Origin of the sequence: Serratia sp. Ser99, assembly GCF_024519545.1 — a bacterium.
GTDB classification, from domain to species: domain Bacteria; phylum Pseudomonadota; class Gammaproteobacteria; order Enterobacterales; family Enterobacteriaceae; genus Serratia; species Serratia liquefaciens.
On sequence record NZ_JALJRT010000002.1, the window covers coordinates 424,037 to 441,190 of the forward strand.

General features: G+C 54.6%; 18 protein-coding genes. 9 read left to right on the top strand and 9 right to left on the bottom strand.

From position 1 onward, the window contains the following. Nucleotides 1-12: 12 nt before the first annotated feature. The 4 genes from NR114_RS06045 to NR114_RS06060 all read right to left on the bottom strand — a co-directional run bounded on the left by NR114_RS06045 (nt 13) and on the right by NR114_RS06060 (nt 2,604). On the bottom strand, nt 13-501 hold the full coding sequence (locus tag NR114_RS06045; protein WP_020826819.1) for an ester cyclase: 489 nt from the start codon (nt 499-501) through the stop codon (nt 13-15). Nucleotides 502-511: 10 nt separating this feature from the next. After that, a complete protein-coding gene (locus NR114_RS06050) occupies nt 512-961 on the bottom strand; it encodes a MoaF N-terminal domain-containing protein (RefSeq protein WP_046373600.1) in 450 nt (149 codons plus the stop codon). 318 nt (nt 962-1,279) lie between these two features. Then, nucleotides 1,280-1,717 carry a glyoxalase/bleomycin resistance/dioxygenase family protein gene (locus NR114_RS06055; protein WP_046373601.1) on the bottom strand — a complete coding sequence of 146 codons (438 nt, stop codon included), beginning with the start codon at nt 1,715-1,717 and terminating at the stop codon, nt 1,280-1,282. Nucleotides 1,718-1,734: 17 nt separating this feature from the next. Continuing rightward, complete coding sequence (locus tag NR114_RS06060) at nt 1,735-2,604, bottom strand: helix-turn-helix domain-containing protein (protein WP_020826816.1); 870 nt, start codon at nt 2,602-2,604, stop codon at nt 1,735-1,737. Nucleotides 2,605-2,781: 177 nt separating this feature from the next. On the opposite strand from NR114_RS06060, the gene NR114_RS06065 reads away from it, so the two are divergent. The 4 genes from NR114_RS06065 (at nt 2,782) to NR114_RS06080 (ending at nt 7,350) form a co-directional block, all read left to right on the top strand. After that, nucleotides 2,782-3,687 carry a DMT family transporter gene (locus tag NR114_RS06065; protein WP_020826815.1) on the top strand — a complete coding sequence of 302 codons (906 nt, stop codon included), beginning with the start codon at nt 2,782-2,784 and terminating at the stop codon, nt 3,685-3,687. Between the two features lie 216 nt (nt 3,688-3,903). Next, complete coding sequence (locus NR114_RS06070) at nt 3,904-5,199, top strand: cytochrome c (protein ID WP_104410895.1); 1,296 nt, start codon at nt 3,904-3,906, stop codon at nt 5,197-5,199. After that, complete coding sequence (locus NR114_RS06075; protein ID WP_020826813.1) at nt 5,196-5,726, top strand: sugar dehydrogenase complex small subunit; 531 nt, start codon at nt 5,196-5,198, stop codon at nt 5,724-5,726. Before NR114_RS06070 ends, NR114_RS06075 begins: the two co-directional genes overlap by 4 nt. 271 nt (nt 5,727-5,997) lie before the next feature. After that, a complete protein-coding gene (locus NR114_RS06080) occupies nt 5,998-7,350 on the top strand; it encodes a GMC family oxidoreductase (RefSeq protein ID WP_234530238.1) in 1,353 nt (450 codons plus the stop codon). A gap of 85 nt (nt 7,351-7,435) precedes the next feature. Here the strand turns inward: NR114_RS06080 and NR114_RS06085 are convergent, their stop codons facing one another. Beyond that, complete coding sequence (locus tag NR114_RS06085) at nt 7,436-8,476, bottom strand: LacI family DNA-binding transcriptional regulator (RefSeq protein WP_046373604.1); 1,041 nt, start codon at nt 8,474-8,476, stop codon at nt 7,436-7,438. 161 nt (nt 8,477-8,637) lie between these two features. Here NR114_RS06085 and NR114_RS06090 point away from each other — a divergent pair, with 161 nt between their 5' ends. The 3 genes from NR114_RS06090 (at nt 8,638) to NR114_RS06100 (ending at nt 11,709) form a co-directional block, all read left to right on the top strand. Then, the gene (locus tag NR114_RS06090) at nt 8,638-9,468 is read left to right on the top strand and encodes an SDR family oxidoreductase (protein ID WP_256813755.1); all 831 of its coding nucleotides are present in this window, start codon (nt 8,638-8,640) and stop codon (nt 9,466-9,468) included. Then, nucleotides 9,461-10,618, top strand: a complete 1,158-nt coding sequence (locus tag NR114_RS06095; protein ID WP_234530234.1) for a phytanoyl-CoA dioxygenase family protein — start codon at nt 9,461-9,463, stop codon at nt 10,616-10,618. The genes NR114_RS06090 and NR114_RS06095 overlap by 8 nt, the downstream gene beginning before the upstream one ends. Nucleotides 10,619-10,701: 83 nt before the next feature. Then, the gene (locus NR114_RS06100) at nt 10,702-11,709 is read left to right on the top strand and encodes an alpha/beta fold hydrolase (protein ID WP_256813756.1); all 1,008 of its coding nucleotides are present in this window, start codon (nt 10,702-10,704) and stop codon (nt 11,707-11,709) included. A gap of 54 nt (nt 11,710-11,763) precedes the next feature. Here the strand turns inward: NR114_RS06100 and NR114_RS06105 are convergent, their stop codons facing one another. Beyond that, nucleotides 11,764-13,374, bottom strand: a complete 1,611-nt coding sequence (locus NR114_RS06105; RefSeq protein ID WP_234530230.1) for a serralysin family metalloprotease — start codon at nt 13,372-13,374, stop codon at nt 11,764-11,766. Between the two features lie 418 nt (nt 13,375-13,792). Between NR114_RS06105 and NR114_RS06110 the strand changes: the two genes are divergently transcribed. Then, nucleotides 13,793-14,152 carry an AprI/Inh family metalloprotease inhibitor gene (locus NR114_RS06110; RefSeq protein WP_048759042.1) on the top strand — a complete coding sequence of 120 codons (360 nt, stop codon included), beginning with the start codon at nt 13,793-13,795 and terminating at the stop codon, nt 14,150-14,152. Between the two features lie 38 nt (nt 14,153-14,190). Here NR114_RS06110 and NR114_RS06115 read toward each other — a convergent pair whose 3' ends face one another. Together NR114_RS06115 and NR114_RS06120 are read right to left on the bottom strand one after the other, a co-directional pair. Next, nucleotides 14,191-14,712, bottom strand: coding sequence for a chromate transporter (locus NR114_RS06115; RefSeq protein WP_020826805.1), 522 nt, complete (start codon nt 14,710-14,712; stop codon nt 14,191-14,193). Next, on the bottom strand, nt 14,709-15,281 hold the full coding sequence (locus NR114_RS06120; RefSeq protein WP_020826804.1) for a chromate transporter: 573 nt from the start codon (nt 15,279-15,281) through the stop codon (nt 14,709-14,711). The genes NR114_RS06115 and NR114_RS06120 overlap by 4 nt, the downstream gene beginning before the upstream one ends. A gap of 99 nt (nt 15,282-15,380) precedes the next feature. Between NR114_RS06120 and NR114_RS06125 the strand changes: the two genes are divergently transcribed. Then, nucleotides 15,381-16,301, top strand: coding sequence for a LysR family transcriptional regulator (locus NR114_RS06125; RefSeq protein WP_234530229.1), 921 nt, complete (start codon nt 15,381-15,383; stop codon nt 16,299-16,301). Here NR114_RS06125 and licT read toward each other — a convergent pair. Continuing rightward, a complete protein-coding gene (gene licT / locus NR114_RS06130) occupies nt 16,298-17,137 on the bottom strand; it encodes a BglG family transcription antiterminator LicT (RefSeq protein ID WP_234530227.1) in 840 nt (279 codons plus the stop codon). The two genes, NR114_RS06125 and licT, sit on opposite strands and share 4 nt — an antisense overlap. Nucleotides 17,138-17,154: the final 17 nt, after the last annotated feature.

Sequence of the window (17,154 nt, forward strand, 5' to 3'; positions counted from 1 at the left end):
GGCCCTGTAGCGTTAGAACATGGTGTTGTCGTTGGCCGATTTCTCCGGCACTTCCTGATTGACGTCCCAGTGTTCGGTGATTTTGCCCTGATTGTTCACCCGATAAATATCCACGCTGGCGGTACCGCGGTCTTGTGGATTGTTTTTATACAATACGTGGACATACACCAGGTCGCCGCTCACTGCACTGCGGTATATTTTCGCGCTGAACTGTGGATTATCTTTAAAATTCTGGCTGAAGAAATCCAGGAACGGTTTAATGCCATCGCCCACAAACGGATTATGTTGCTTGTAGTTTTCCACTATCAGCCGCTGCGCCACGCTGATATCATGCTTATTAAAGAAACCGGCGTACAGATCTTCCACTACCTTTAATTTCTTTTGATCCTGAATGTTTTTATTTCCAGCGACTTTATGAGGCTCGCTGTTTTTAACCGCCAATGCAGGGTAATTAGCCAGCATACTGCCGACGATAACCAAAGGGATAAATACCTTTTTCATTGTAGCTCCTTTATTTTCCTGAGTGACCTATGATTTTCAATTGCCCTTTCAGATGGGTGAAAGTCCCATCCTTACTGGCGATATTGGTGTAGACCTCACCCCGCTGAAAATCCTCGACATGAGTGACATTATCGCCGGACTTGGGTTCGCTCCAGTAAACCATGTAGACCTTGGGACGTATCTCAACCGCCGTATACTGAACGGTGTCGGTAACGCCCTGAGAGGCCGCGCCAACCCCCGTAAAAGTCATGGTTTTGTCGTCGGTGAAATCCAGTTTGAAGGCAAAATCGCCGAAAGTAACCTGCACAACTTTTCCGGCCGCGATAAACGACGGCTGCGTCTGCTGGGCCGTAACATCCTTATTTGGCATATTGATATTCTCCGCCATTGCCGTAGGTAATATCATCGTCATTCCCAGGGATATTAATGCTGTCATCCCTACCCTTGCTAATTTGCCCATAGTTCCTTCTTCCTTTCCTTGGTTGAAACGAGAATCATTATTATTTTAGCGATGGGTGTGGAATATAAGAATTATCTCTATTTAATTTTCCTTAGCGTGTAATTATGAGCACCCTAATTTTATTTTGGCTTCTAAAGAAAGGAAATAACGTTCTATGGATGATGTTTTTATCTAACTGACAGGAATAACTATCACCAATCAAATGAAGAGCTCGAGAACAATAGGTTTATCAGTTGGGGTTTTGAATAAGCTAATAATAAATTTTTCTAAAAAACGATATATCCCCCACCAGCGGCGAGGGAATTAGACCAGTGAAAATCAATCACGCAACCAGGGGGTAAAGGTAACGCCAATCAATAGCCCTTCAGGGCTGAGCAACCGTGTGACACTCTGGCCCCAAGGCTCTTCGCGATTGGCAACCAACAGACGGTAGCCACGGTCAATCAACCCCTGAGTTGCCAGCGCCATATCAGCGACGTCAAATTCCATCCAGGCTTGCGGCACCGGCAGGTCCGTCGGCCATTGATCGCTGCCAAAACACGACTGCGCGGCCTGCGCCAGCGGCCAGAGAGCAAAGTGCTTCACGCCGTCCAGCGCGCCGTGCTCGCTCAGCAGATAATCGGCATTGCCTTCCATCGGCTTCAACGGCAGCCCCAGGGCATCGACGTAAAATGCCTTGCTGTGCTCTGTTTGTTGGGTAATAGGCCCAAATCCGGCGACAAACAACACGCCCAGTCCTGCGAACTGCTGTTCCATGTTCTCTCCTGTTGAGGTTAACGTCCCTGACGCCGCTGCGTTGGGGAACATCCATAGGCCACTTTGAAGCGATTGCTGAAATGACTGGCGGAGCTGAAACCGCACTCCAGCGCTATCTGCGTCAGCGGCAACTGACTGTGGCAAAGCAACTGCTCTGCCTGCTGTAGCCGTGCGCGCATGACAAACTGATGCGGCGCCAGACCGGTGTCATGTTTGAACATACGGGCGAAGTGGAACTCGCTCAGCCCCGCCTGCGCGGCCAAATCGGCCAATACCAGCGGCAGATCGAGATGCTGCTCGATATACTCTTTCACCCGTTTGGCAACGGCCGGGGCCAGACCGCCACGGACCTGCGGCAGCGTCCATTGCAGTTCACTGTAGCGCTGAACCAGACAGGTCATCAGCAGCGTTGTGGCACTGCTGAGGGACAACTGATTGGCCCGTTCCTGCCAGTTGCAACTGAGTAGAAACTGGCGATACAGCAAGGTGATTTGCGGGTCTTCGGCAAACGCGTTGGGCACCAGATTTATCGACGCAGGGCTGCGATCCCAGATTTGTTCCGCCACCTGACGCAGGTGCTTATCGGTACAGTAAAGGTGGACGAAAGACAGATCGCTGCGCACGTCCCAGGTGGATTCATACTGGCGCGGCATAATGCAGAAACGGTCAGGTCCGCCGCCGTTTCTCCACCCTCCGGGCACTTTTTGATAGCACTCGTAACCGTCGGCGACGTACAGGCTCAGAGTATGGTGCTCCGCGCTTTCCTGGGTAATGCGATCGTCACAGTTGGACCAGGCGGCCAGCTCCACGCCGCAGCTTAATCGCACACTGTCGTGCAACTGCGCTTTATGTTCCCGCAGCGTTTCAAACGCCTTGTATCTGGACATTACCGACCCCGCTTTGCTCAATCTTTCCAGTTTAGAGAGTGGCGCGGTGCCACACCAGCCATCAGCACGCGCTTTTGCCAAAAAAAGCGCAAGAATATGCAATTGCTCGCAAAGCGCTGAAAGCGCGGCGCCGTGCAGCGGCGGATACTCAGCCTATCCATTTTGCCGGAGTTAATTATGAACGTGCTGTTGTACCTTGCCGTGGTGCTGATTTGGGGCACCACCTGGATTGCCATAACTCTGCAGCAGGAAGGCCCGGTGGCCATTCCCGTTTCCATCAGTTACCGTTTTGTGGTTTCCGCAGTAGTGATGCTCGTCATTCTTTTATTGGCACGACGTTTGCGCCGTATCGCCCTGCGCGACCATCTGTTTTGCGTCCTGCAAGGCTGCTGCGTTTTCGGTTTTAACTTCTACTGTTTTTACCATGCCGCAGCCTACATCAGCAGCGGGCTGGAATCGGTGATTTTCTCGATGGCAGTGCTGTTCAATGCCGTTAACGGCATTATTTTCTTTCGCCAGCGCCCTAGCCCCAATCTGTTACCGGCAGCGGTGCTGGGCCTGACCGGGATCGTCGCCCTGTTCTGGCAAGATCTGGTGGCAACGCAAATGGCGCCGGACCTGTTGAAAGGCATCGGGCTGAGCGCTCTTGGCACCTACGGCTTCTCTTTGGGGAACATGATCAGCTCCCGCCACCAGCGGCATGGGCTGGACATTCTTTCCACCAATACCTATGCCATGAGCTACGGCGCAATCCTGATGGCGCTGATTGCGTTGGCCCAGGGCGCCTCATTCCAGATTGAGTTCAGCACCCGTTACATCGGCTCGTTGCTGTATCTGGCGATTTTCGGCTCGGTGATTGCCTTTGCGGCCTATTTCAGCCTGCTGGGGCGGATCGGCGCCGGGGCGGCTGCCTACAGCACCCTGCTGTTTCCTCTGGTGGCACTGACCATTTCAACCCTGTATGAAGGCTATCAGTGGCACACCAATGCGGTGATAGGCCTGTGCCTGATCCTGCTTGGCAATCTGGTGATGTTTGCCAAACCGGGCCGGTTTGCTGGGTTATGGCGGCGCCCGGTGGCATAAACATACGTCAAAAGCGCCTGATCCCAAGGCGCTTTATCCCAAAACTCCCCAACCTGACTCCGCCATTTACATCCCACTAAAAATTAACAATTAATGCTGAACGACAGACATAACCGTTGACATTAGCGGCTGCAGATCAATACATTGAATACTAAACCGTTACAGTATTTTTTGTATCTTAACGCATATATCACCATTTTGGTTTGGAAAACAAAGATGAGTAATAAAAAAACTCATTGGAGTATAAAGAGGCTCACCCGTTTCCTGGTCGTCGTGATGCCTTTATATTCTTCATTGAGTTACGCGCAACCTGCTGACGCAGAGAGTGATTTTGCACAGCACAAAGGCCGTTATTTAGCCATTGCTTCAGACTGTGTGGCCTGCCATACCGCGTCGGGTGGCAAGCCTTTTAGCGGGGGGTTGGCTATGCCATTGCCCATGGGCAATATTTACTCCACCAACATCACGCCAGATAAAACCTACGGTATTGGCGAATATACATTGGAAGATTTTAAGAAGGTATTACGGGAAGGGATTAGACGTGATGGTTCAAATCTTTATCCGGCAATGCCATTCCCCTCTTACACCAAGTTAACGGACGAAGACATTGCCAACCTGTATGCCTATTTTATGCATGGCGTTGAGCCTGTTAACCAACCGAATAAAAAGCCTGACTTCTCTTGGCCCCTTACCCTGCGCTGGCCGCTGATGGCCTGGAATACTCTATTTCTGGAGAAAGGGGCTTATCAATACAAATCAGACCGCAGCCCAGAGTGGAACCGTGGCGCTTATTTGGTGCAAGGCGCCGCACACTGCGGCTCTTGCCACACCCCCCGCGGATTGGGCATGCAAGAAAAAGCCTATGACGAAAGTCAGAAAGGTTTCCTGGCCGGCGCCAAGATTGGCGGCTGGGAGGCGTTTAACATCACCAGCGACAAAGCATCTGGTATCGGTAGCTGGACACAGCAAGAGATCGTTCAATATCTGAAAACAGGCAATGTCCCCTTTAAAGCTCAGGCAGCCGGTTCCATGGCGGAAGCCATTACCCACAGCTTCAGCAAAATGAATGATGCGGACTTGAACGCCATTGCAGGGTATTTGAAAGACATACAGGCCGTAGGTGATGAACAGACCCGACCCCGCTCATCTCAGGTACAGCCGAGGCCGAACGACGAAATGCCGGGCGCCAACATTTATCTGAACAATTGTGCAAGCTGCCATGGCAGAGAAGGTGCCGGCACAACGGACGGTTATTACCCTTCAATGCTCGGCAACAGCGTGATCGGCGCGAACGACGCCAACAACCTGATTCAGGTCATTCTACACGGCGCCAACGTGAACAACGGTAAGGACCACTACTTTATGCCCGCGTTCTCAGATCAGTTGAGCAATCAACAAATCGCTCAACTGGCTGAATATCTGGTGGAAAGCTTCGGAGGACATGCACTTAACGTCACCCCCGATCAGGTTGAAAAACTGCGTGGTTCCAGCAATGAGGACGTCGTGCAATGAAAAAAGAGAGCAAAAGTAAAGCGAGCTACGGCTTTTCTCGTCGCCATCTGCTGAAAAGCACCCTCATCGCGGGGGCTGCCTTTCTGTCGGTCAATGCCGTTTCAACCCCGCTAAAACGGCTCGATGACAAACACACAGAGGTGCTTTTTAATCAGTTGGCTCAGTGGCTGACCCTCCGACAGAACCTCGATCCGGCATTTACCGCAGCCATGTATTCAACCATGGCGTCCCATACCGAGAAGTTTGGCGACAGGCTCGCCATGTTGGAAAAAAGGATAAGCGATAGTGGTGCCCCCGATGTGCAATCCTTTATTTCTGCCCTGCCCGCAGAGGATGAAAATCGGAAATTAGCACTGCTAATTATAGAGAGCTTTTATACCGGTAATGTAGGGCGTGGCCGCCAGGCCGTAGTAGTGAATTACGAGAAAGCCTTGATGTTCCAGGCAACGAGTGATGTGACCGTGATCCCTACCTATATTCGCGCGCGACCCAATTACTGGATAGCCACGCCAAATTTGGAAAATTGAAGATCATTAGTGAGCAAATATGGCCATTGAATATGATTGCGACATTATCATCGTGGGTGCCGGTATTTTAGGCGGTGCTATTGCGAACAGCCTTGTCAGGCAAGGAAGATCCGTCATCATTTTAGAAGCGGGCCCCCGCGTTAAGCGTGCGGAAATCCTTGAAGCATTTCGCCAATATGGGAATAAATCAGATTATAACGGCCCTTACCCAGACCTGCCCTGGGCGCCCAAGTCGGCGACCGGCACGTATTCTGACGACTATATTGAGAGCGTGGGCAATATTACCCAAAAGCCTTCTTTCTTGCGTCTGGTTGGGGGAACTACCTGGCACTGGGGCGGGGCAACCTGGCGTAATCTGCCTGCCGACTTCAAATTAAAAACGCTCTATGGGCACGGACGCGACTGGCCCATTGACTACGACACGCTGGAACCCTGGTACCAATTGGCCGAAGAAGAAATTGGCGTGAGCGGCTCCGATACCGATGACCAGCGTGGCCATGGTGAAGAACCCTATCCCCCACGCTCCAAACCTTATCCCATGGCGATGCAACCCTGGACCTATCTGACCCAGCAGGTAGCGGAAAAAGTCTCCAGTGCACATCACCACTTCGTCGATGAACCCAACGCACGTGCGACCCGCCCCTATCAAGGGCGACCAATATGCGCGGGTAACAACAACTGTGCCCCTATCTGCCCGATCGGTGCGCAGTTCTCTGGCGATAAGCCGGTCGTTTGGGCAGAGCATCGTGGGGCAAAGCTGCGGGTGAATGCGGTGGTTTACCGTATCGAAAAAGGCCCGGACAACAAAATCGTCGCCGTGCACTATAAGAATCCGCAGGGGGAAAGTACGCGCCTCACGGCTCGCTATTTCGTGCTAGCTGCCCATGGGGTAGAAACACCGAAATTGATGCTGATGTCGGACATAGGCAACTCGTCGGATCAGGTCGGACGTAACATGATGGGTCATACTGGGCGGGCTATCGCCATGCTGGCGAAAGATCCCGTTTGGGCAGGTCGTGGTCCGACGCAGCAGGGAAGCATCAACACCTGGCGCGACACGCCGCTGCGACACCAGCATGCGGCAATCCGCCACTTTCTCGATAATACCGTCCCTAACGAGTTGATCACCAAGCGTTTGCTGGACCAGGGTATCGTCGGCCCTGAGCTGGATCGCCTTATTCGTCACAATAGCGCACGCTACCTGAAAATTGCGTCCTACGTCGAGGTATTACCCGATCCCGCGAACCGCGTCACTTTGAGCAATAAGCGCGATGCGCTTAATTTGCCGACGCCGCGTATCAATTACGACATCGCACATGAATACACCCTGAACGCCATGGGCCAACTTTATCAAGACTATGAGCAGTTCAAGGCGTTATTTGGCGCCACTGAAGTGCTAAATGACATCCAGGCATGGGTACCCAGTTCCCATATCATGGGCACCACTATTATGGGCAGTGATCCACGGGACTCGGTGGTCAACCACGAGTGCCGCTCCTTCGATCATGCCAATCTCTTTATCACCAGCACCAGCGTCCACCCCAGCTCTACCGTGGTGAATCCAACCTTAACCGGCTATGCCATTGCCCTGCGCGTTGCCGATATCATCAATAAAGAGATTTAATAACCTATTGCTGTTAAAAAGAGCCCGTCACCAGGCTGATTTCCCCCCTTCGCCACCGGTTCGCCGGTGGCAAAAACCTTCGGCGTTAAACACCGGCAGAGGGTTCGTCGACCATTGAAAGATTAAACGGCGTCACCACGCTAACCCTTGAAAAGGCATGCGTGATGATATTGCCGGGAACAAAGCCGTGGTGTTGCAAAATGGCCTGGAAGGCATTGCGCGCGTCCCGTTGTAAATCGTGGTCGATCACCGCATCAATCCGCTCTTGTGCCAGCAGTTGGCGATTCTCCTGATCCAAATCGTGGCCGATAAACGCCGCCAGCGGCCGCTGTTGCCGGCTGAACGCCTCAACAATCGCGGAGTTCCCGCCACCGACGCTGTAAACCGCGTGAATATCCGGATGACAGCGCAACGTTTCTGTCACCCGTGCCAGAGTCGGTGCATACACCCCCAGGCCGCCGCTAATGTCCACCACGCTCAGGTGCGGTGCCCTTTCCCGCAGCCATTGACGAAATCCACTCTCTCTTTCTTCTTCGCCGCGAAAACCCTGGCTGCTGATCACCACTGCCACCCGCTGAGGCTGGGGCGGTAACCAGCGTGCCATCAGATAAGCCGCTGTACGACCGGCGGCTCGGTTATCCATGCCGATATAGCTGATGCGCCGACTTTGTGGCAGATCGGTCACTATGGTCACCACCGGTATGCCCTGCTGCTGCAACAAACCGACGCTGTCATTGAGCAATTGCTCATCGCTCACCTTCAGGATCACCCCGTAGGAGCCCTGGCTACGGCAGCGCTCGAGCACCTGCTGCAGTTCAGCGGTACCGATCTGTTCGAAAATATGAAAGCGCAGCGTAATGCGAAACGGCACAAAAGCACTCAACTGGCTACACAGTGCATCCGTAACCAACTGACTGAAACGCTGCGGCGTGTGCATCACCACGTCAATCGGCAGCGTACGGCCGCTGGCCAGCCCGCTGCGCTGCTGATTTTCCAAATCCTGCAGCGCCTGCTCAATACGCCGCAAGGTTTGTTGATGCACCTTGCCCCGCTGATGCAGCGCGCGATCGACCGTTGCCTTGCTGACGCCCGCCTGCGCGGCAATTTGCTTGATAGAGAATTTCATGACGTCACCAAATTGAGGTCTTTTTGAGGTTTCAGTGAGGTTTTGTTAACAAAATGTAGATGCTAGGGTTAGCAATAGCAAGATGAAGATAAAAACAACCGATTGATTTTCAATATCAAAAATTATCTGAGGCTGACGCAATGCACGAGAATGTAAACACTATGTTTTCCGGAAACTATTACGTGGTGACGGGGGCAACCCAGGGTCTGGGCGCTGCGGTGGCGCAACTGCTGGCCGAGCGCGGAGCCGCCGGGCTGATGCTTTGCGGTCGCAATCAGAAAGCGGGGGCCGCCCAGGCAGAGAAGTTACGCGCTACCGGCTGCGATGCCCGATTCGTCACCGCTGACATTGCCGATCCGGCAGCCTGCCGCAACGTCATTGCCGAAGCGGAAAACGCTTTCGGTACCCTGCATGGGTTGGTTAACTGCGCCGGCATGTCCGACCGCGGTACCATAATCGACACCACGCCAGAGCTGTTCGACGCCATTTTCGCCGTCAATATTCGCGCACCCTTCTTCCTGATGCAGGAAGCCATCAAAGTGATGATCAAGAATCAGGTCGCGGGTTCCATCGTTAACATCATTACCATTACTGCGCACGGGGGTCAGTCGTTTCTCGCGCCTTATGCCGCGTCAAAAGGCGCACTGATCACCCTGACCAAAAACGTCGCCTTCAGCGCCATGCGCAACCGCATCCGGGTAAACGGCCTGAATATCGGCTGGATGGACACGCCACATGAGCATGAAATTCAGCGCCAGTATCACGACGCCGATGAGAATTGGTTAGCGCAGGCGGAACGGCAACAGCCGTTTGGGCGCTTGTTGAAACCACGGGAAGTGGCGCGTGCGGTGGCGTTCTTGCTGTCTGAGGAGTCCGGAATGATGACCGGCGCGGTTGTCGACTTCGATCAGGGGGTGATTGGCTGCGGCGATGGCGGCTCACCAAAACCGGACCACCCGCTGAGCCTGAACTCGGGAGCACATCATGACTGAAACTCTTTTTTTACAGTCTGACCGGCTTTCGGTTGATGACTTTGGCCAGACATGTGAGCAGTCGCTCACATTGAGTGACTATCCACTGGCGACCGACGCGCAAAAAAACGTGCTGATTTATCACGCCGCCACGCTGATTGAGTGTGCGCAAACCGATAAAACCTCGGTATTGAGTGAGCTGCACCGGGCACTTTCCACCGGCCCCGGCGTGCTGGTGATTAAAAATACCTATCCCGACAAGAGCATCATAGAGCGCCATAACCGGGTTTTCGAAGCCATTTTCCAGGAGGAGGCCGCCAGAGGGAACGCGGGCGATCACTTCTCTGCCGCCGGCAATAACGGCCGCATCTGGAATTCGCTGCAAAAGGCCGCCCAGCACGATCCCGATGCTTTTATTGATTACTACGCCAACCCTGTGCTGGCGTTGGTCAGCGAAGCCTGGCTTGGGCCCTGGTATCAAATGACGGCGCAGGTCAACGTAGTGCGCCCTGGGGGCAAGGCACAGCAACCGCACCGTGACTACCATCTGGGCTTTCAGGAAAATCAGGACGTACAACGTTTTCCGTTGCCGTTGCAACTGCTGTCCCAGTATCTGACGCTGCAAGGTGCGGTAGCGCATTCCGCGATGCCGCTGGAGTCCGGCCCAACCCAATTACTGCCGTTCTCACACCAGTATCCCGGCGGCTACCTGGCCTGGCGACGTCCGGAGTTTATCGACTATTTCCAGCAACATGCCGTACAGCTGCCGCTGGATCTGGGAGACACGCTGTTCTTTAACCCGGCGCTGTTCCATGCTGCGGGCAACAATGTCACCCACGACCATGTGCGCATCGCCAATCTGTTGCAGGTCTCATCGGCATTCGGCAAGCCGATGGAAACCGTGAACCGCTTGCGCCTGCTGCAGCAGATCTATCCGGCGTTGCTGCGGCGCTATCAAGCAGGAGAACTGCTGGGTGCGGAGTTGGCGGCGACCGTGGCGGCGGCGGCAGACGGCTACTCTTTCCCCACCAATCTGGACAGCGATCCGCCGCTGGCCGGACTGGCTCCGCAGACCCAGCAGCAGTTGCTGATGCAGGCGCTGCAGGCGAATTGGGCCCCCGCGCATTTCAACCAGCAGCTTGAGCGCCAACAACAGTTGCGCAGCGCCTAGCGTTTCATGCCTCCTTTTCATCAGGGAGGCATGGTCTTTACGGCTATACTCAGACTCTTGCCGATTTTCATAAGGACATCAGGATGCTGAGATTGACCCGTCGAGTCGCGCTAGCCGCTGCTCTGGCCGCCTTTTCTGCCAGCGTGGGTGCCGAAACGCCCAAATACGGTCAGGAGCTACAGGGCTTTCACTACCCTTACCCGCTGCAACAATTCAGCTTCAGCTCTCAGGGGCAGCAGTTAAGCATGGGCTATATGGACGTGCCGCCAGAGGGCGATGCCAACGGCCATACTGTGGTGCTGATGCACGGCAAAAACTTCTGCGCCGCCACCTGGCAAGACACCATCAAAGCGCTAAGCAAGGTCGGTTATCGGGTGATCGCGCCCGATCAAATTGGCTTTTGCAGCTCCACCAAACCGCAGCACTACCAATACAGCTTTCAGCAGTTGGCGAACAATACCCACGCGCTATTGAATAACCTGAAAATCGCTAAAGCGGTGATCGTCGGCCATTCTACCGGCGGTATGCTGGCAACCCGCTATAGCCTGATGTACCCGCAGGCGGTGGAACGGCTGGTGATGGTCAATCCGATTGGGCTGGAAGACTGGAAAGCCAAAGGCGTGCCGTGGCGCAGCGTCGATCAGTGGTTCGAGCGTGAATTGAAAACCTCCGCTGCCGGTATTCGACAGTACGAACTGCAGACCTATTATGTTGGCCGCTGGAAGCCGGAATATGACCGCTGGGTCGATATGCTGGCCGGGCTGAACAATGGGCCTGGCCATCGCCTGGTGGCCTGGAACTCGGCGCTGATTTACGACATGATTTTCACCCAGCCGGTGTTCTACGAGTTCAAGGATCTGCAAACGCCGACCACCTTGATGATTGGCACCGCCGATACCACCGCCATCGGCAGCGATATCGCTCCCCCCACCGTCAAGGCTCAGCTCGGGCACTATAATCTGCTGGGGAAACAGGTGGCGAAAATGATCCCGCACGCCAACCTGATCGAATTCCCGGGCCTGGGGCATGCGCCGCAAATGGAAGAGCCCGAACGGTTCAATCAGGCGCTGATCAGGGCTCTGCGCCCTTAAAAACCGGAGATGGCGGCTTGATAAGGGCCCTCGGGCCCTTATCAAGCGCGGCACTCAGGCAAACAGAATATCGCTTTGCTCCACCTGGCCTACGACCTGGATTTTGAAACCCGCCGCATAGCTGTCGTTATGGGTATTCAGCAATAAATCGGTCGTGCCGTTAAAGGTATCGAAGTTAAGTTTGAACTCGCCTTTCTGTCCGCTGAAGCTGTCTGCACTGTCGATCAATCGCAGTTCACTCAGGCTGTTGTTGAAACGCAGCCCGGAAAGGTCGATCTTGTCGACGCCGTGCTCGAAATCCTCGATCACATCGAATGCCGTCGTGGTGGACTCATTAGCATTGAGGTAAACGAAATAATCGGCGAAGTTGTTGGCGTCTTTGCCGCCCCACAGATGGTCCGCCCCCCACCCGCCATACAACATGTCCGAACCGGCATTGCCGGCCAGTAAATTGTCCTGTTCGTTGCCAATGAGCACATCACGACCACTGCCACCAATGGCGTTCTCGATCACCGCATTATTGGCGATCGATACGTTCTGCGTGCCGCCGCCGACGCTGGAAAAGGCGCCGTCATTGAGATTAATCAGTTGCTGCTGGCTGTAGCCGGAAAAATCCAGCGTGTCGTTGCCGCCCGCGTCCCACACCGCAAAGTTCACCGGCTTGCCGTTATCCGCCGTTGCGGTCAGGAAGTCACGCCCGGTATTGGAATTAAAGCCGTACACCGAATCCCCGGTGCGCGTTTCCATATTGGCACCGTACAGTTTCTGCATCGCGGCGATGTCGTCAATCATCGGGCCATAACCGTTGACCCCTTTGGTATCGGAGCCGGTGTTATTGCCGCTGAAGTAGCTCATTATCGAATATTGTACCGAATCCTGATAATACACGGCGTCATCGATATAAGTGGGGTCCTTGTCGTCGGAAGCATCATAATCGCCAGGGTGCATCAAGCCCAATGCATGGCCAATTTCATGGGTGAAGGTCTGGCTGCTGAAATCCCCCGGCACCGGCGCTTGATGAGTAAGAAAACCTTTATTAAACCAGACCGTACCGGCGTAGCTGTTATCATCCGCAGGATCAGAGGTGGCGGGATAGTAACCAAAGGCATTGTCATCCGCAGCGCTGCCATCGGCTTTCTGGGTGTAATAAGCGAAGGTGATGTCTGCCCGGTGGTTCAGATCCGTGGACTGCGCTTCGGTAAAGGTGACATTTGCCACATCTGCCCAGGCCTGCATCGATTTTAACGCCTGGCTTTTAGCCGCTTCGGTCAACGGCTCCAGCCCTTTATTGGCGTTGTTACCCGTTCCGGTTCTGCCGATAACATCCAGCGCTTCCTGGGTCAGGAAGGAAAAGGTCAGATCTGCCGGCTGATGGAAAACGTTGTCGCCGTTGTGCGTATACCCGCTGCGAGTCAGCTGATCGGCAGCGCGCTCGGAGCTGTAGTTTTCGCGGGTCTTGCCCCAGGTAGTCAGCGGGCCGGTACCTCGCTGGTTGCTGTAGAGATTGGCATTATCCAACGTCAGATAAGCGCCATAGCCCAGTCCATTGTAGATGCTGCCGGTTTGGTGATAGTAGAATTGATAGTTGGGATCGTGGGGGGATGTGGCCGCCAGGCCGGTAAACGCTTCGTCATCTTGCAAAATTTCATTGTGATTGCGGTTCATCGCATTCTCCTTTACACAATAGGAATTCAGTCAATTGGTGAGGCATTCAATCAAAATAACTAATGGGAACATTCCAGTTCCGCAATCCAGCATAGGGAATTAGTCTGACGGCGCAACCATACAACAGTGGAATAATAAGCAGGCATTTCAAATCAAATAAAATCATTAAAGCAATTAAAAACAAATAATTGAAAAATATAGACCACAATAACAAGAAGACTACTGGCTTTAATTGCTCGTCATTTATACTGCGGGCTATTCATTGATTCAGAATAAACGAGTATTAAAATCACTTATCCTTGGATCACCCAGCAACAAGGATCGTGCTATGGTATTAACGGATTTCAGTAAGGAGTGGCCGATGTCGAGATTTCTCTCTTTGCGCGCACTCAGGCGCGTTGCCCTGACAGGAGTTGTTATGAGCCTTATGTTAAGCAGCACTACCTTTGCCAGTTCACTGCCCCTGCTGGCCCCCTCTGCGCTGAAGGGTCACTGGCAGTTGAACGATGCCGAAGGCAAAGCCCCAGCCTGCAACGTTGAATTAAGCGATGAACTGATCGAAGGGACTAACGCCTACCGTTTCACCGCTTCAGAGCAGTGTCTGCAACCCTTGTCGCTCACCGAACTGCCAGTGGCCTGGCGTCCGACGCCGGACGGCATGACGCTGACCAATGCCGATGGCAGCATGGTTGCGTTTCTGGCGCTGACGGCCCCCAAACGCTATGAAGTGATGAACCATAACGGCAAGCCCCGCTTTTCGCTGACGCCGCGCCAGTAACTCACTTTGGCGGCAGCAGCCCCTGCCGCCAATATCGATTACGCCACCAACAGCCCCAGTATTGCCCCGCCCGCCAACACCCATAATGGGTGGATACGTTTGCTCATGCTCAGCACCGTTGCCAGCAGGATAATCATCGCCAACGGCCAATTCGGTGCGGAAGCTTCGGCAATCAGCACGCCACTGGCCGCCACCAAACCAACGGTCACCGGCACCAATCCACTTTGCACCCGACGCCGCCAGGGCTTGTCCTTGAAGCGTCGCCAGACGCCCATCACCAGCAGGGTAACAATCGACGACGGGCCGAACTTGGCGATGGAGGACACCAACAGCCCGGCCCACCCGGCCACGTGCCACCCCACCAGCGGCACAATCATCATATTCGGCCCTGGCGCGGCCTGCGCCATGGCGAACAGCGCACTGAACTCCTGCGCGCTCATCCATTGGTGAACCTCCACCACCTGACGCTGCATTTCCGGTAGAATGGTCATTCCGCCGCCAAATGCCAGCAGTGACAGCTCGGTGAATATGATCGCCAGCGAGATCAATACCGCCATCATGAGCGATCCCTCCACCACATCAGCAGGATGCTCAGCGGCGCCAATGTCAGCATGGTCGGCAGTAAGGGCAAACGCAGCCAGGCGATGGCGATCAGACACAGCGCCACAATGCCCAGTGCCAGCCATTTACCGCGCAGCGGCAGCAGCATTTTCACCCCGGTAGACAGCAACAAACCGGCCGCCGCGGCAGCCAGACCGGCAAACACGTGTTGTACATGCGCGTCATTTTGGAAGCGGGCATAAACCATACCCAAACCGACTACGATGGCCGTCGGTGCGCTGATCAGCCCCAGCAGGGCGCAAAAAGCCCCGCGCAGGCCGCGAAACTCCATGCCAACCGCTACCGAAAGGTTAATCACGTTGCCACCCGGCAAAAACTGGCACAGCCCCAGCAGCTCGGTAAACTGCTGACCACTGAGCCAGCGGCGATCTTCCACCAGCATATTGCGCGCCAACGGCAGTACGCCGCCAAAGCCAATCAGCCCGAGCATCAGAAAGCCCAAAAACAACTCGCCGTTGCCCGGCGGTGCTGCCTGCGGGTCATTTTTTACCGCATCAGATTCCGACATTGTCCGTTCCACATCGCTTATTTTGATGGCTGGTATGATGCGCGTCGCCATGCCATGATGTCTAATGCATTTCACAAGCAACAAGGATACCTTCAAGGTATGTCAATGATCGAACTTCGCCGCCTGCGGGCTTTCGTTACCGTGGTGGAAGAAGGCAACATCACCCGCGCCGCCGAACGACTGTTTATACAACAACCGCCGTTGACCCGCCTGTTACAGGGGCTGGAAGAGGAATTGGGGGTAAAACTGCTGCAACGCCTGCCCCGTGGCGTACGCGTTACCGAAGCCGGCAGCGTGTTGTTCAATGAAGCGCGGGCGCTACTGACGCGGTCAGAACATCTGACCGAAGCAGTACACCGCGCCGCGCGGGGTGAACAAGGGCATATCGCTATCGGCTTCACCAGCTCCGCCGCATTGCATCCCTTCGTGCCCAATCTGCTGCGCCGCTACCGTGAGATCCTGCCTGGCATTACCACTCAGTTGGAAGAGGCAGGCAGCGGCGAACTGTTGGATGCCTTGGTGGATGAGCGGCTCGACGTGGCCTTTGTCCGCTCGCCGGTGGGCGGTATTCCTGGTTTGACAATTGAGCCGGTGCTGCGCGAACCGATGCTGATCGCCCTGCCCATCGGTCACCCGCTGGCCACCCATGACGACCAGCCGCTACCGCTGACTGCGTTAACCCGGGAGGCCTTTATTCTTTATCGTCGCCCGGCGGGCCAGGGCTTGTATGATGCGATTCTGGCGGCCTGCCACGGTGCCGGGTTCAGCCCACGCGTTATTCAGGAAGCCCCGCGCCTGCCCGCAACCCTTAGCCTGGTAGGTGCCGGTCTGGGGTTGTCGATCGTACCGGCCTCCATGCGGCGGTTGGGCGGGGACGGCATTGTTTACCGAACCATTGCCGAACAGGCCCAGCTCAGCGCGCCGCTTTATCTGGCGCTGCGCAGCAACCGGACGTCGGCCATCATCCAACGCTTTCGCGATCTGGTGGCCGAAGCCGTCAGCGAGCAGTCGCCCGGCTAATCAGACCGGTCGGCGATACGCGTCAGATGGATCACCAGATACAGCAGTTCATCGTTCGACATCTCCATCTGCAGCAGATTCTTCACGTAGTCACGGATCAGCAGTGCGCCGCGATAGGCATGCGGATACTCCCTGGTCACCTGCGCGAAGATAAAGTCGTCTTTCGACGGCATTTGCTGCCCTTCGACCATTCGCTGTATGAAAAACTGCATATGCACCAAAAAACGCGAGTAGTTGAGCGAGTCAGTGTCGATCGTGATGCGAAAATGGTATTTGATGATATTGAAAATGTCTTTCAGCATCTTCACCGACAGCAGCGTGTGCTCCATGTTCTGCACGTCGGTTTGACCATTAACCAGATGAAAAGCGATATTGCCCGCCTCTTCTTCCGGCAGCGCAATGTTCAACCGCCGGTTGATGTGCGCCAGTGCCTGGCTCGCCACCGCGAACTCCTGCGGGTAAAAGCGCTTCACCTCGAACAACAGGCGATTTTGGATTGCGATACCCTTGTGATAGCGCTCAATGGCGAAACTGATGTGGTCCGCCAGGGTGAAGAAAATCTGCTCGTTAATTCGCCCGTTAAGCTGCCGGTTAGCCTCCGCCAGGATCATCTGCACAATCTCGATGTGCTCTTCCGGCGTGGTTTCAATCAGCCGCAGGTAATCGCGACCCTTTTGACTATTCTGCACCACATACACTTTCTCTATCGCGGCCGGGTCGAGAACGTCACCCACTTTGCTGTTAAAGCCAATACCCTTGCCCATCACGATAGCTTCATTGTTATCGTCATCCGCCGATAGCACCAGGCTATTATTGAGTACCTTAATGACTTTCATCGTCGCGGCCACACCCT

Excerpts from the sequence above, each read along its gene's own strand:
- NR114_RS06110 (WP_048759042.1), top strand. The coding sequence starts at position 13,793 with ATGAGCCTTATGTTAAGCAGCACTACCTTTGCCAGTTCACTGCCCCTG.
- NR114_RS06085 (WP_046373604.1), bottom strand. The coding sequence starts at position 8,476 with ATGAAATTCTCTATCAAGCAAATTGCCGCGCAGGCGGGCGTCAGCAAG.
- NR114_RS06060 (WP_020826816.1), bottom strand. The coding sequence starts at position 2,604 with ATGTCCAGATACAAGGCGTTTGAAACGCTGCGGGAACATAAAGCGCAG.
- NR114_RS06105 (WP_234530230.1), bottom strand. The coding sequence starts at position 13,374 with ATGAACCGCAATCACAATGAAATTTTGCAAGATGACGAAGCGTTTACC.
- NR114_RS06095 (WP_234530234.1), top strand. The coding sequence starts at position 9,461 with ATGACTGAAACTCTTTTTTTACAGTCTGACCGGCTTTCGGTTGATGAC.
- NR114_RS06125 (WP_234530229.1), top strand. The coding sequence starts at position 15,381 with ATGTCAATGATCGAACTTCGCCGCCTGCGGGCTTTCGTTACCGTGGTG.
- licT (WP_234530227.1), bottom strand. The coding sequence starts at position 17,137 with ATGAAAGTCATTAAGGTACTCAATAATAGCCTGGTGCTATCGGCGGAT.
- NR114_RS06045 (WP_020826819.1), bottom strand. The coding sequence starts at position 501 with ATGAAAAAGGTATTTATCCCTTTGGTTATCGTCGGCAGTATGCTGGCT.
- NR114_RS06120 (WP_020826804.1), bottom strand. The coding sequence starts at position 15,281 with ATGTCGGAATCTGATGCGGTAAAAAATGACCCGCAGGCAGCACCGCCG.
- NR114_RS06070 (WP_104410895.1), top strand. The coding sequence starts at position 3,904 with ATGAGTAATAAAAAAACTCATTGGAGTATAAAGAGGCTCACCCGTTTC.
- NR114_RS06075 (WP_020826813.1), top strand. The coding sequence starts at position 5,196 with ATGAAAAAAGAGAGCAAAAGTAAAGCGAGCTACGGCTTTTCTCGTCGC.
- NR114_RS06050 (WP_046373600.1), bottom strand. The coding sequence starts at position 961 with ATGGGCAAATTAGCAAGGGTAGGGATGACAGCATTAATATCCCTGGGA.
- NR114_RS06065 (WP_020826815.1), top strand. The coding sequence starts at position 2,782 with ATGAACGTGCTGTTGTACCTTGCCGTGGTGCTGATTTGGGGCACCACC.
- NR114_RS06115 (WP_020826805.1), bottom strand. The coding sequence starts at position 14,712 with ATGATGGCGGTATTGATCTCGCTGGCGATCATATTCACCGAGCTGTCA.
- NR114_RS06055 (WP_046373601.1), bottom strand. The coding sequence starts at position 1,717 with ATGGAACAGCAGTTCGCAGGACTGGGCGTGTTGTTTGTCGCCGGATTT.
- NR114_RS06100 (WP_256813756.1), top strand. The coding sequence starts at position 10,702 with ATGCTGAGATTGACCCGTCGAGTCGCGCTAGCCGCTGCTCTGGCCGCC.
- NR114_RS06090 (WP_256813755.1), top strand. The coding sequence starts at position 8,638 with ATGTTTTCCGGAAACTATTACGTGGTGACGGGGGCAACCCAGGGTCTG.